The sequence below is a fragment of the Naasia lichenicola genome, from assembly GCF_004801885.1.
Lineage (GTDB): Bacteria > Actinomycetota > Actinomycetes > Actinomycetales > Microbacteriaceae > Naasia > Naasia lichenicola.
This window is the reverse complement of sequence record NZ_SSSM01000001.1, coordinates 310,341-323,052: the sequence shown is the minus strand read 5'-3', so window position 1 is coordinate 323,052 and position 12,712 is coordinate 310,341. Positions and strand designations below refer to the sequence as shown.

The window sequence follows — 12,712 nt, the reverse complement described above, 5'->3', positions numbered from 1 at the left end:
GTGTGTGGTGCTGGCAGGTGGTGCTGGCAGGGTGCTGCCGGCTTCGTTCGCGTGGATCGCTGTCAGGGTGCGGGCGGTCCGTGAGGTCGTCGCCGGTTCGGCGAGGTCCATCCATTGTGCGGCACGGCGGGCCGGGTCGATGTCGCTCGACCGATGCTGGGCACTCGTTCGACGGACTGAGGCGTCTTCCCGACGTGAGGCGGAGATCCTCGGCGCTGCGTAGCGTCGAGGATCGGGTGCCGATCCGGCGCTACTTGCTTCTCGCTGCTCCGCTTGTGGCGGCTTCGCGGGGCGCGGCATCCGTGGTGTCCGGGCCGGCGCCATCCTCGAAGTCCGAGGCGGTGTAGCTGGAGCCTACCGGTTTGCGATCGCCCGCCCACTCGCGGCCGGGTCGGTAGGGGCTGGGCTCGAGGCCCGGGTGGCGACGCGACTGCACGACGAAGATCACGACGCCGATGAGGATCGCGGCGAAGCCCGCCCAGACGTTGGTGCGGATGCCGAGGAAGACCTCGCTGGTGTCGATCCGGATGGATTCGATGGCCGAGCGGCCGATGCCGTACCAGATGAGGTAGAGCGCCAGGGTCTTGCCCCACTGCAGCGAAGCCCTGCGGCCGAGCACGATCAGCAGGGCGGCGCCGATCAGGTTCCAGATCAGCTCGTAGAGGAAGGTCGGGTGGAAGAGCGTGCCGTCCGCGAGCCCTGCGGGGAAGGCGGAGTTGCTCGATGGCACCTCGAGGCCCCACGGCAGGTCGGTGGGGATCCCGTAGAGCTCGACGTTGAACCAGTTGCCGAGCCTGCCCAGGGCCTGCGCGATGAGCAGCCCGGGAGCGAGCGCGTCGGCGAAGGTCCAGAAGCGCAGTCCCGAGATCCGGCAGCCGATGAGCACGCCGATCGCTCCGCCGATCAGCGATCCGAAGATGGCGTTGCCGCCCTCCCAGATCGCGATGACGCCGATGAAGGTGTCCAGCGGGCTCTTGCCGGCCACGAAGTAGTCGGAGACGTGGGTGAACACGTGGTAGAGCCGTGCTCCGATGATGCCGAGCGGCACAGCCCAGAGGGCGATGTCGATGACGATGCCCGGCTCTGCCCCGCGGGCCGTGAGACGGCGCGAGGTGAGCACGATGGCCGCGATGATGCCGACCAGGATGATCAGCGCGTAGGCGTGGATGGTGAAGGTCAGCCCGCCGACGGGGATGACGTAGGTCACCCATTCGCTGGGAGGACTGGGGATGCTGAGCGGCGCCACGAGCGACGAGCCTACAAGACCGCTCATGCCGAGACCGAGCCTTCGCGCGCGACGTCGGCGACGGCTGCGATGGCGTCGTCGGCGCCGACCGGCGCCGTGCCTTCGGAGAGCCCGGCGGCACAGGCCGCGACCGCGCTGACTCCGCCTTCGGCGAGGGCGGCAACGAGCGCCGATCCGACGATCGCGCCGTCGGCGTAGCCGAGCACCTCACGGACCTGCTTGCCGGTCGAGATGCCGATTCCGACGCAGGTGAAGGCGCTCTCGCCGTCCACTCCGACATCTCGGAGTCGGCCGACGAGTCCGCGGGCAGCGCGGTCGACGTCGGCGCGCGCACCGGTGATGCCCATGGTCGAGACCGCGTAGACGAAGCCGCGACTGACCTCGGCCGTGCGGCGGAGGCGGGTCTCGGAGGAGGACGGGGCCGCGAGGAAGACGCGGTCGAGTCCGGTGCGGTCGGACGCGGCGAGCCAGCCTGTCGCCTCGTCCGGTACGAGGTCGGGCGTGATGAGCCCCGCTCCCCCGGCCGCCTGCAGCTGGTCGGCGAAGCTGTCGACGCCGAACTGGATGATCGGGTTCCAGTAGGTCATCAGCAGGACCGGCGCCGAGACCCGCTCCTTCACCGCGCGGACGGCGTCGAACGCGTGGCGGAGCTTGAAGCCGTTCGCGAGGGACTGCTGAGCTGCGGCCTGGATGACCGGGCCGTCCATGACGGGGTCCGAATACGGCAGCCCCAGCTCGAGGATGTCGACGCCGTTCTCGACCAGCGCGACGGCGGCCTCGATGCTCGTGTCGAGGTCGGGGAATCCGATGGGGAGGTAGCCGACCAGCGCGCCCGTGCCGTCGTCGCGGCGTTGACTGATCCTGGCGGCGACCGGGCTGGTGCTCGAAGAGGCGCCGCTCACTGCTGCTCCGCTCCCGCGTCGAGGAGGTCGAAGTAGGTGCCGGCGGTCGTCATGTCCTTGTCGCCGCGGCCGGAGAGATTGACCAGGATGACGGACTCGGGGCCGAGCTCCTTGCCGAGCTCCAGGGCACCGGCCAGGGCATGGGCCGACTCGATGGCCGGGATGATGCCCTCGGTGCGGCTCAGCAGGCGCAGGGCGTTCATGGCCTGGGCGTCGGTGATCGGCCGGTAGTTCGCGCGGCCGATGTCGGCAAGCCAGGCGTGCTCCGGTCCGACGCCCGGGTAGTCGAGGCCGGCGGAGATCGAGTGCGACTCGACGGTCTGACCGTCCTCGTCCTGCAGCAGGTAGCTGCGCGCTCCGTGCAGCACGCCGGGGCGGCCCTTGGTGATGGTGGCTGCATGGCGCGGGGTGTCCGCTCCGTCGCCCGCCGCCTCGTAGCCGTAGAGCGCGACCTCGGGGTCGTCGATGAAGGCGGTGAAGATGCCCATCGCGTTGCTGCCGCCGCCGACGCAGGCGGCCACTGCGGACGGCAGCGATCCGGTCAGCTCGATGACCTGCTCACGGGCCTCGTCGCCGATGATCCGTTGCAGATCGCGGACCATGGCCGGGAACGGGTGGGGGCCGGCGACGGTGCCGAAGATGTAGTTGGTGGTCTCGACGTTGGTGACCCAGTCGCGCATCGCGTCGTTGATGGCGTCCTTGAGCGTGCGCGATCCCGAGGTGACGGCGACGACCTCGGCACCCAGCAGACGCATCCGCGCCACGTTGAGCGCCTGGCGCTCGGTGTCGACCTCGCCCATGTAGATGACGCAGTCCATGCCGAACAGCGCGGCGGCGGTCGCGGTGGCGACCCCGTGCTGTCCCGCCCCGGTCTCGGCGATGACTCGGGTCTTGCCGATCCGCTTCGTGAGCAGCGCCTGGCCGAGCACGTTGTTGATCTTGTGCGAGCCGGTGTGGTTGAGATCCTCGCGCTTGAGGATGATCCGGGCGCCGCCGGCATGCGCCGCGAAGCGCGGCACCTCGGTGATGATCGACGGGCGTCCGGTGTAGGTCCTGTGCAGGTCGGACAGTTCGAGACCGAAGGCGGGGTCGGCCTTGGCCGCCTCCCACGCGGCCGTCAGCTCGTCGAGGGCGGCGATGAGCGACTCGGGGACGAAGCGTCCTCCGTACTCGCCGAAATAGGGGCCCGGCTGCTGCAGGCCGGCACTGACCTCCACCGGCGCGCCCGGCACGGTCTGGGTCGTTGAGGTGTGGGTTGCTGACGAGAGTGCTGATGTATCCGTCATGCGTTGCGGAACTCCTCGAGTCGGGCCACCGGGTCACCGGTGACGAGTGCCTCTCCGACGAGCACGACGTCTGCTCCGGCACGGCGGTAGTGGGCGACGTCGGCGGCGGTCTTGACCGCCGACTCCGCGACGCGGATCACCGAGCCGGGGATGCCGTCGGCCAGGCGGCCGAACAGCTCCTGGTCGAGCTCGAAGGTGGCGAGGTCGCGGGCGTTGACCCCGACCAGTTGCGCTCCGATGTCCAAGGCCCGTTCGACCTCGTCGGCGGAGTGGGTCTCGACGAGGGCGGTCATCCCGAGCTCGGACACCAGTGCGAAGAGCTCGGCGAGCTGCTTCTGCTCCAATGCGGCGACGATGAGCAGCACGAGGTCCGCCCCTGCTGCTCGCGCTTCGAACACCTGGTACGGCTCGGCGATGAAGTCCTTGCGCAGCACCGGCAGCGACACTGCGTCGCGGACGTCGCGGAGGTCCTGCAGGGAACCCAGGAAGCGACGCTCCTCGGTGAGCACGCTGATTGCGCTGGCTCCTCCGACCTCGTAGGAGGCCGCGAGAGCCGCGGGGTCGGGGATGTCCGCGAGGCGCCCGCGGGAGGGGCTCGATCGCTTCACCTCGGCGATGATCTTGACCTTGTCCGCGGGGCGCAGGAAGTCGAGGGCGTCGAGGGGTGCGGGGGCCTCAGCTGCCAGTCGCTCCACCGCGGAGAGCGGGAGGTCGACCCGGCGCGCTTCGGCGTCGGTCAGTGCGCCGGCGACGAGCTCGGTGAGTAGGGACACGACGGGTCAGCTATGCGCTTTCGAGGTGTAGCGCGGGCCGTTCACGCCGAAGCCCGCCTTGGCCAGAACCGGCCAGAGGATGAAGCCGATGACGATGATCGCGACGCCGACGAAGACGATGGGCACGATGGCCAGGAAGAACGCGACGGTGCCGACGGCGAAGCCCACCAGCATGACCACGACGGAGATCCAGGCGGCCGGCGAATCGCCGTGGTGGTCCGGGGACACAGGTGCGCTCATGGGACCCAATTCTAGAGGTAGTCGGCAGTGAGCCTCGATAGGCGTGCGTCACAGGACGCGGTGCTGCGGACACGACGCGGCGCTGCGGACGAAACGCGCTGGTACCCGGGTGCGTAATGTCCGCACGGCCGCGTTCCGCCGCTGCGAACGGATCTCAGTCCGTCGGGTCGTTGCCGCCGGTCAGCGAGTCCCAGTCGTCCGCGGTGTTGTGCACGACGTCGCGAGGAGTCGGAGCGGCCGCCGGCTTCGCGGCTGCGGCGCCGGGTTCGACCTGCGGGCTCGCGTACCGTCGCCCGGACGCCGGCCAGGAGTGGGCGGTCGCGGCGATGCCTGCGGCGAGGAGGACCAGCAGCACTCCCCCGACGATGGCGACGTAGGGCCAGAAGCTCAGCTCGGTCGACGAGACGAGGGAACGGACCGAGGCGCTGCCCGCCACCCCGGTGACCGTGGAGATGCTGCCTTCGGCGCCCGCCAGCGGGTCGGCGATCACCGACTGGGACGCGAGCACCACGCCGAGGCCGAGCCCGGCGAGCAGCACGGCGGCGACGTAGCGGAGGATCCGTGCGGCGATGCTCAGAGCGCCGGCGAGGGCGACGCAGGCGATCGCGATGGCGCTGAGGGCGGGAGCCGCGGAGGCGCCGCGCACCTCCAGCGCGCTCGAGTCCGCCGCGAGCGTCACCGTCATCCACGGCGCGTTCCAGGCGACGAGGACCAGCCCGCCCGCGACGACGATTCCGGCCATGAGCAGGTACTTCGCCTGGCGGCCGCCGACCCGGCGCGAGCGCGTCGGGTTCCCGGCCCCGACTGTCCGCTCCGCTCCGCCCGCCGCGCCGCCCGCGGCGGCGGCGCCCCCGGAGGTCAGCGCACCCTCGCGAGCGAGTTGGCGATGGCGACGGCGCGGAGGGGCGCTGCGGCCTTGTTCTGCGACTCGATGAACTCGGTGTCCGGATCGGAATCCGCGACCAGGCCCGCGCCCGCCTGCACCCGGGCGGTGCCGTGCGAGATCAGCGCCGTGCGGATGGCGATCGCCAGGTCCGCATCGCCCGCGAAGTCGAAGTAGCCGACCACTCCGCCGTAGACGCCCCGCTGGGCGGGCTCGAGCTCGTCGATGATCTCCAGCGCCCGCGGCTTCGGCGCCCCGGACAGCGTGCCGGCCGGGAAGGTGGCGCGGAACACGTCGACCGCGTTCCGGTCGTCGCGCAGCTCGCCCTCCACCGAGGAGACGAGGTGCATGATGTGGCTGAATCGCTCGACCTGCATGAACTCGGTCACCTCGACGCTGCCCGCCTGACACACCTTGAGCATGTCGTTGCGGGACAGGTCGACCAGCATGAGGTGCTCGGCCCGCTCCTTGGGGTCGGCGAGCAGATCGTCCGCCAGCGCCTGGTCGTCTTCGGGGGTCGCTCCGCGCGGCCGTGAGCCGGCGATCGGATGGGTGAAGACGTGCCGCTCCTGGATCTTCACCAGGGCCTCGGGCGACGAGCCGACCACCGCGTATGCGGAGCCGTCCGGCGCCGCCAGTGCGAGCAGGTACATGTACGGGCTCGGGTTCAGGGCGCGCAGCACGCGATAGACGTCGAGGGCCGATGCGGTGGTCTCGAGCTCGAAGCGCTGGGAGATGACCACCTGGAACACGTCGCCGTCGCGGATGTACTGCTTGGCCGCCACGACGGAGTCGAGGAAGTCGCCGCGCTCGGTGCGAGCGATCGGCTCCGCCTGGACCGTCAGGTCGACCTCGGCGAGGTAAGCCTCGACCGGGCGGGAGAGCCGCTTCTGCAGCGAGTCGAGGCGGCGCTGGGCATCGGCCCAGAGCTCGTCGTTGCCCACCCCTGCGGCGCCCTCGTCGGTCAGCGCGGTGGCGACGAGCAGCACGGTGCCCGCCTGGTGGTCGACGACGACCAGCTCTGAGACGAAGCTCATGGCCTGTCCGGGGACGGCGAAGTCCGCCGGCGGCGCGTCGGGCAGGCGCTCGATCTGGCGCACCGCCTCCCAGCCGATGAAGCCGACCAGCCCGCCGGTCAGTGGCGGCATCCCCGGGATCTTCGGAGTGCTCCAGCGCTCCGTGAGGGTGGCGATCGCCTCGAGCGGGGTGCCGACGACGGGTGCTCCCGCCGCGGCGCCGAAGGCGCGCTCGGCGGGCAGGCCGTAGTCGAGCCAGACCGGTGCGCCCTCGTCCTCCGACAGCACGCCGAACGAGGCGACCCCGACGAAGGAGTAGCGGGACCAGATGCCACCCTGCGCCGCCGATTCGAGCAGGAACGTGCCAGGACGGGGATCGCCCTCCGCACGCAGGGCCAGCTTGCGGAAGATGCCGATCGGCGTCTCCTCGCCGGCGAACAGCTCGCGGACGACCGGCACCACGAGATGATCGGCGGCGAGCGTCTCGAACTGCTCGCGGGTGCTACTGGGCATCGGTGCCTCCGGTGATTCTTGCCAGATCGAGGAGTTTCTGGTCCGTCGAGACCGACTCAAGCGGATCGGAGGCCCTCATTCAGAGAATCCCCGTGACTTGGTCGGTTCCGGGATCGGAAACGAAGGGATCGAGCGGCTCTACGTCGAAGCAGGCGTGCGCTCCGGTGTGGCAGGCCGGGCCGATCTGGTGGACGGTCACGAGCACGGTGTCGGCATCGCAGTCCAGCGCGGCGCCCCGGACGTACTGCGCGTTGCCCGAGGTGTCGCCCTTGCGCCAGTACTCCTGCCGGCTGCGCGACCAGAAGGTGACCCGGCCCTCGCTGAGCGTGCGGCGCAGCGCCTCGGCGTTCATGTAGCCCAGCATGAGGACGTCCTTCGTGGACTCCTCCTGGATGATGGCGGGAAGCAGCCCCGCATCGTCGAATCTGGCGTGGCCGACGACCTCGTCGATCTGCTCTGCGGTCATGCTCATGCGCGCACCTCCACGCCTTCCGCTGCCAATTCTCGCTTGACGTCGCCCACGGTCAGCTGCCCCGAGTGGAAGACCGACGCGGCGAGCACGGCGTCCGCGCCCGCGGCGATGGCGGGTGGGAAGTGGGATACCGCCCCTGCACCGCCCGAGGCGATCACGGGGACCGTGCTGACCTCCCGCATGGCGCGGATCAGAGGCAGATCGAAGCCCTGCTTGGTGCCGTCCGCGTCGATGGAGTTGACGAGCAGCTCACCCGCACCGAGCTGGATCGCGCTCGCCGCCCATTCGAGCGCATCGAGGTCGGTGAGGCGTCGCCCACCGTGCGTGGTGACGGCGAAGCCCGACGGAGTGCTCGCGGAGCGCGTGACGTCGAGCGAGAGCACGATCACCTGGGCGCCGAATCGATCCGCGATGTCGGCGATCAGCGCGGGGCGGGCGATGGCGGCGCTGTTGACGCCGATCTTGTCCGCGCCGCTGGCCAGCAGCCGCGCGACATCCTCCGGCGAGCGCACTCCCCCGCCGACGGTGAGCGGGATGAAGACCTGCTCGGCGGTGCGGCGGACGACGTCGTACGTCGTGGCCCGCTCTTCGGTGGTGGCCGTGACGTCGAGGAAGGTGAGCTCGTCCGCGCCCTGCTCGTAGTAGCGCCGGGAGAGCTCCACCGGGTCGCCGGCATCGCGGAGGTCCTTGAAGTTGACGCCCTTCACCACACGCCCCGCCGAGACGTCGAGGCAGGGGATGACGCGGGTCGCGAGGGACATCGGCGTCAGATCCGGGCGGCGTGGATGGGACTGACGAGGATCGCCCGCGCCCCGAGCTCGTAGAGGGCATCCATGAGCTGGTTCGTGTCGTGCCTCGGCACCATGACCCGCACGGCGACCCAGTCGGACCCGCGCAGCGGCGAGATCGTGGGCGATTCGAAGCCCGGGGTGATCTGCGATGCCTGGTCGATGAGAGCGCTCGGCAGGTCGTAGTCCATCAGCACGTACTGGTGGGCGACCATCACGCCCTGCAAGCGACGGGTGAGCGTGCCGATCGCCGGGTCGTCCAGGCGGGTGCTGATCAGGACGGCATTCGACTGCAGGATCACCGGCCCGAAGATCTCGAGCCCCTGCTTGCGCAGGGTGGATCCCGTCTCGACGACATCGGCCACCGCATCGGCGACACCGAGGCGCACGGCGGATTCGACGGCGCCGTCGAGGTGGATGAGGGTGACGTCGACGCCCTGCTGGCTGAGATAGTCGCCGACCAGGCTCGTGTAGCTGGTGGCCACCCGCTTGCCCTTGAGCGACTCGAGGCCGTCGAAGGCGCCGATGGGTCCCGCGAACCGGAAGGTGGATGCTCCGAAGTCGAGCTCCTTGATCTCCTGCGCCGTCGAGTGGGAGTCGAGGAGCAGATCGCGGCCGGTGATGCCGACGTCGAGCGCTCCGGATCCGACGTAGGTGGCGATGTCACGCGGGCGCAGGTAGAAGAACTCGACGTCGTTGCGGGGGTCGGCGACGATCAGCTCCTTCGGGTCGCGGCGGCCGGCGTAGCCCGCCTCGCGGAGCATGTCGGCGGCGCTCTCGCTCAGGGTGCCCTTGTTGGGCACGGCGATCTTCAGCATGGAGGTCTCTTCTCGTCGTGGTCGTGAGCCAGCAGGGGGATGTCGTCCGTCTCCGGACCGGGTGCCGCGTCGCTGCCGTGCAGCGCGCGATGCCGGTCACAGATGTCGGTAGACGTCCTCCGTGCTGAGGCCGCGGGCGAGCAGGACGACCTGCAGGTGGTAGATCAGCTGCGAGACCTCTTCGGCGAGGCGCTCGTCGGACTCGTACTCGGCGGCCATCCACACCTCGGCGGCCTCTTCGACGATCTTCTTGCCGATGGCGTGCACGCCGGCATCGAGCTCGGCGACGGTGGCCGACCCTTCGGGGCGCGTCTCGGCCTTGCTCGCGAGCTCAGCGAACAGGTCGTCGAACGTCTTCACGTCTCACAGGGTACCGGGGATCCCCCATCGCGTTGATCGACTCGATCGAGGGCCTCGATACGGCCGCGGGCGGCCTACTCGACCGACGAATCTGTCCCGTGGTCGGGCAGGGCGCCGCGCGCCCGCATGGAGGCCCGTGCGACCGGCCAACCGGGCTCAGCCGTCCTCGGGCTCCGCCCCGGCCTCGGGCCCCGGCGCCGCGGCGACCCGCAGCGCCTCGATCGCGGCGTTCGGATCGTCGGAGCCGAAGACCGCCGACCCGGCGACGAAAGTGTTCGCCCCGCTGGCTGCCGCGATGCCGATGGTCGCAGTTGTGATCCCGCCGTCGACCTGGAGCAGCAGGTCGCTGCCGGCGGCCTCGACCGCATCGGCGAGGCTCCGCAGCTTGGGCATGGTCTCGCTCATGAAGGACTGACCGCCGAAGCCGGGCTCGACGGTCATGACCAGGAACATGTCGAACTCGGCGATGCTCGCCAGCCACGGCTCCACGGGCGTGCCGGGCTTGAGCGCCAGACCGACGAAGGCGCCTTTCGCGCGGATGGCGCGGGCGAGCCGGATCGGATCCGCGGAGCCCTCGACATGGAAGGTCACCGAGGCGGCTCCGGCGGACGCGAAGCCGGGTGCCCAGCGATCCGGATCGTCGATCATCAGGTGCACGTCGAGCGGGAGCGCGGTGACCTCGAGCAGGCGCTCGACCATGGGCTGGCCGAAGGTGAGGTTCGGCACGAAGTGGTTGTCCATGACGTCGACGTGCACGGCGTCGGCATTGCCGATGCGCCCCACCTCGTGCTCGAGGTTGACGAAGTCGGCCGACAGGATGCTCGGGTGGATGCGAGGGCGCACGATCGAAAGCCTAGGGCGTGACGTCGGAGGAGCGATCGGGTCGGTCCGCCCCTCGCGCCTCGTCGTCCACCGTGTCCATCGTCGTCTCGATCGACGGGTCGCCGTGCGCCGCCGTGGTCAGGAGCGCGATGAACATCGCGTCGGTCCCGTGTCGGTGCGGCCAGAGCTGTGCCGCGAGGCCGACGGCGGCGGCGGGCAGAGCCCCGTCGGTGATCTCGGCCAGGACACGGCCGGTGTCGAGCTGTCGCAGCTCGGGATGCGCGGCGAGCGCGCCCGCGACGATGTCCCGTGTCTCGGCGAGGTGCGGCGAGCAGGTGACGTAGGCCAGCACGCCGCCGGGGCGGAGCGCGGTCAGCCCGGACTCGAGCAGCTCGGACTGCAGTCGGGTCAGCTCGACGACGTCGTCGGGCGACTTGCGCCAGCGGGACTCCGGGCGGCGGCGCAGCGCACCGAGCCCGGTGCACGGCGCGTCGATCAGCACGCGGTCGAACGCGCCGACGTTCTGCGGGCCGACCACCCGCCCGTCGAGCTCGAGCACCCGCGTCTCTCCGGGAACGGCGGCGATCGCATTGCGGACCAGCTGGGCGCGGGCGGGCGCCACCTCGTTGGCGAGCACCACCGCACCGTGCACTGCCGCCTCGGCTGCGAGCACGGCGGTCTTGCCGCCCGGCCCCGCGCAGAGATCGAGCCAGCGCTCCCCCGCCGCGACGGGCCGGGCACGGCTGAGCGCCAGCGCCGCGAGCTGCGAGCCCTCGTCCTGAACGCGCACGGTTCCGGCGCGGACCTCGGCGATGTCGAGCGGATCGCCCGCGGCGAGGGCGAGTCCGATCGGCGAGAACTCGGTGTTCGGCAGCCGCGCGGAGACGGTCCTGCGATCGGCGAGTCCGGGAAGGGCGACGAGCCCGACGCGGGGCGGGGAGTTGTCGGCGTCGAGCAGGTAGGTGAGCTCCGACTCGCGGCCTTGCGCGGCGAGGGCGTCGCGCAGCGCCCCGATGATCCAGACCGGGTGGGAGTGCAGCACGGCCAGCCGGTCGTCCTCGGAGGCGGCCTCGCCCTGGACGCGGTGCAGCCACTCCTCGCGGTCGGTGCGGGTGATGGTGCGGAGCACGCCGTTCACGAAGCCGCTCGCCGAGCTCTTGCCGAGGGATCGGACCTGCTGCACGGCCTCGTGCACCGCGGCGTGCGGCGCGACCCGCATCGACAGCAGCTGGTGCGCGGCGAGGCGCAGCACATCGCGCACGGGAGCGTCGATCTTGGCGACAGGGCGGCCGGCCACCATCTCGATGATCCGGTCGTAGTAGCCCGATCGGCGCAGTGTGCCGTAGGTCAGCTCGGTCGCCAGGGCGGCGTCGGCGGTGTTGAGGCCCGCCCGGCGGACCCGGGCCGGCAGCAGGAGGTTGGCGTAGGCATCGTCGGCGTTGACGGCACGGATGACATCCAGCGCGACCCGACGGGCGGGCTGGACTGCCGACTCGGACGACTCGTGAGCTCCCGGGCCGTCGCCGGCCGCCGCGCCCTCCCGGGGGCCGCCGCTCCGACCGGCGCCGCTCTGGGGCCCGCTCCGCCGTGGCCCACCGTGCCGGGGACCACCGCTTCGGGGAGCGCCGCTTCTCGGGCTCACGGCTCCCAGAGCTCCACGGTCAGCTCGGATTCCGAGCGACCGCGCCACCAGTCCGCGGCGGGCATCGGCCGCTTGCCGGCCGGATGCACCTGGAGCAGCTCGATCGCCACCCGGTCACGTCCGGGAGCGTCGCCGACGCCGAGCAGGATCCGGCCGTCGCTCGCTGTGATGGTGCCGGAGGGCAGCGTGACATCGCGGGCGAGGATCGCCTCGAGCACCTTCAGGCGGGCGCCGCCGTCGAGCAGGAGGAACGCGCCGGGCTCGGGGGTCGTGCCCAGGATCCGCGCCAGGACCTCCGCGGCGGGACGACGCCAGTCGATGGCCGCATCGGCCAGGCTGAGTTTGGGCGCGAGCGTCGGCTCTCCGGTCTGGGGAACGCCGACGGCCCGCCCGGCGGCGATCCGGTCCACCACCGAGGCCAGGAGCTCCGCCCCCGTGTCGGCCAGAACGCCGAGCAGATGGCCCGCGCTCTCGTTGCGGCCGATCGGGCACTCCACGCTGGCGTAGACGGGGCCGGTGTCGAGGCCCTCCTCGAGCTGGAAGACGCTGGCGCCGGTGCGCTCGTCACCCGCCATCACCGCGCGCTGAACGGGTGCCGCTCCGCGCCAGCGCGGCAGCAGCGAGAAGTGCAGGTTGATCCAGCCGAGTCGGGGTGCGGCGAGCGCGGGTGCGCGCAGCAGGGCTCCGTAGGCGACGATGACCCCGAGGTCCGCCTCGAGTGCGGTGAGCTCGGACACCGCATCCCGGTCAAGGCGATGCGGGCGGAGCACGGGCAGCTCGAGCTCGAGGGCTCGGCGTGCGACATCGGACGGGGTGAGCACCCGCTTGCGGCCGACCTCGGCGTCCGGTCGGGTGAGGACCGCTGCGACCTCGTGCGTGCCGCGCGCGAGCAGGTCGAGGCTGGGAACCGCAGCGGAGGGGGTGCCGGCGAAGATCAGGCGCACCGCTCTC

Annotated in this window: 14 protein-coding genes; all 14 read right to left on the bottom strand. The window is 71.2% G+C overall.

The features are described 5' to 3' along the window. Window positions 1-250 precede the first annotated feature (250 nt). Window positions 251-1,273: a prolipoprotein diacylglyceryl transferase gene (gene lgt, locus E6C64_RS01555; RefSeq protein WP_136425855.1), complete on the bottom strand. Its 1,023-nt coding sequence runs from the start codon at window positions 1,271-1,273 to the stop codon at window positions 251-253. After that, complete coding sequence (trpA, locus tag E6C64_RS01550) at window positions 1,270-2,148, bottom strand: tryptophan synthase subunit alpha (RefSeq protein WP_136425854.1); 879 nt, start codon at window positions 2,146-2,148, stop codon at window positions 1,270-1,272. The genes lgt and trpA overlap by 4 nt, the downstream gene beginning before the upstream one ends. Next, complete coding sequence (gene trpB, locus E6C64_RS01545; protein ID WP_136425853.1) at window positions 2,145-3,434, bottom strand: tryptophan synthase subunit beta; 1,290 nt, start codon at window positions 3,432-3,434, stop codon at window positions 2,145-2,147. The genes trpA and trpB overlap by 4 nt, the downstream gene beginning before the upstream one ends. Beyond that, window positions 3,431-4,207, bottom strand: a complete 777-nt coding sequence (trpC, locus tag E6C64_RS01540; RefSeq protein WP_136425852.1) for an indole-3-glycerol phosphate synthase TrpC — start codon at window positions 4,205-4,207, stop codon at window positions 3,431-3,433. The genes trpB and trpC overlap by 4 nt, the downstream gene beginning before the upstream one ends. 6 nt (window positions 4,208-4,213) lie before the next feature. Beyond that, complete coding sequence (locus tag E6C64_RS01535; RefSeq protein ID WP_136425851.1) at window positions 4,214-4,447, bottom strand: HGxxPAAW family protein; 234 nt, start codon at window positions 4,445-4,447, stop codon at window positions 4,214-4,216. A 154-nt stretch (window positions 4,448-4,601) separates the two neighbouring features. Continuing rightward, window positions 4,602-5,189 carry a Trp biosynthesis-associated membrane protein gene (locus tag E6C64_RS01530; RefSeq protein ID WP_136425850.1) on the bottom strand — a complete coding sequence of 196 codons (588 nt, stop codon included), beginning with the start codon at window positions 5,187-5,189 and terminating at the stop codon, window positions 4,602-4,604. Between the two features lie 116 nt (window positions 5,190-5,305). Further along, window positions 5,306-6,859, bottom strand: coding sequence for an anthranilate synthase component I (locus tag E6C64_RS01525; protein WP_136425849.1), 1,554 nt, complete (start codon window positions 6,857-6,859; stop codon window positions 5,306-5,308). A gap of 79 nt (window positions 6,860-6,938) precedes the next feature. Next, window positions 6,939-7,325: a phosphoribosyl-AMP cyclohydrolase gene (gene hisI / locus E6C64_RS01520; protein ID WP_438941834.1), complete on the bottom strand. Its 387-nt coding sequence runs from the start codon at window positions 7,323-7,325 to the stop codon at window positions 6,939-6,941. A gap of 2 nt (window positions 7,326-7,327) precedes the next feature. Next, window positions 7,328-8,092, bottom strand: a complete 765-nt coding sequence (gene hisF, locus E6C64_RS01515) for an imidazole glycerol phosphate synthase subunit HisF (protein WP_136425847.1) — start codon at window positions 8,090-8,092, stop codon at window positions 7,328-7,330. A 5-nt stretch (window positions 8,093-8,097) separates the two neighbouring features. Continuing rightward, window positions 8,098-8,937 carry an ATP phosphoribosyltransferase gene (gene hisG, locus E6C64_RS01510; RefSeq protein ID WP_136425846.1) on the bottom strand — a complete coding sequence of 280 codons (840 nt, stop codon included), beginning with the start codon at window positions 8,935-8,937 and terminating at the stop codon, window positions 8,098-8,100. Between the two features lie 96 nt (window positions 8,938-9,033). Next, window positions 9,034-9,297 (bottom strand): phosphoribosyl-ATP diphosphatase, encoded by a 264-nt coding sequence (locus E6C64_RS01505; RefSeq protein WP_136425845.1) that lies wholly within the window; start codon window positions 9,295-9,297, stop codon window positions 9,034-9,036. Between the two features lie 156 nt (window positions 9,298-9,453). Then, the gene (rpe, locus tag E6C64_RS01500; protein WP_136425844.1) at window positions 9,454-10,140 is read right to left on the bottom strand and encodes a ribulose-phosphate 3-epimerase; all 687 of its coding nucleotides are present in this window, start codon (window positions 10,138-10,140) and stop codon (window positions 9,454-9,456) included. A gap of 10 nt (window positions 10,141-10,150) precedes the next feature. Continuing rightward, a complete protein-coding gene (locus E6C64_RS01495) occupies window positions 10,151-11,761 on the bottom strand; it encodes an RsmB/NOP family class I SAM-dependent RNA methyltransferase (protein ID WP_136425843.1) in 1,611 nt (536 codons plus the stop codon). Then, window positions 11,758-12,705, bottom strand: a complete 948-nt coding sequence (locus E6C64_RS01490; protein ID WP_136425842.1) for a methionyl-tRNA formyltransferase — start codon at window positions 12,703-12,705, stop codon at window positions 11,758-11,760. The genes E6C64_RS01495 and E6C64_RS01490 overlap by 4 nt, the downstream gene beginning before the upstream one ends. Window positions 12,706-12,712 lie beyond the last annotated feature (7 nt).

Bases quoted from the DNA above. Each gene is read 5' to 3' on its own strand.
- E6C64_RS01530 (WP_136425850.1), bottom strand. From the start codon at position 5,189: ATGGCCGGAATCGTCGTCGCGGGCGGGCTGGTCCTCGTCGCCTGGAAC.
- hisI (WP_438941834.1), bottom strand. From the start codon at position 7,325: ATGACCGCAGAGCAGATCGACGAGGTCGTCGGCCACGCCAGATTCGAC.
- E6C64_RS01535 (WP_136425851.1), bottom strand. From the start codon at position 4,447: ATGAGCGCACCTGTGTCCCCGGACCACCACGGCGATTCGCCGGCCGCC.
- hisF (WP_136425847.1), bottom strand. From the start codon at position 8,092: ATGTCCCTCGCGACCCGCGTCATCCCCTGCCTCGACGTCTCGGCGGGG.
- E6C64_RS01525 (WP_136425849.1), bottom strand. From the start codon at position 6,859: ATGCCCAGTAGCACCCGCGAGCAGTTCGAGACGCTCGCCGCCGATCAT.
- lgt (WP_136425855.1), bottom strand. From the start codon at position 1,273: ATGAGCGGTCTTGTAGGCTCGTCGCTCGTGGCGCCGCTCAGCATCCCC.
- hisG (WP_136425846.1), bottom strand. From the start codon at position 8,937: ATGCTGAAGATCGCCGTGCCCAACAAGGGCACCCTGAGCGAGAGCGCC.
- trpB (WP_136425853.1), bottom strand. From the start codon at position 3,434: ATGACGGATACATCAGCACTCTCGTCAGCAACCCACACCTCAACGACC.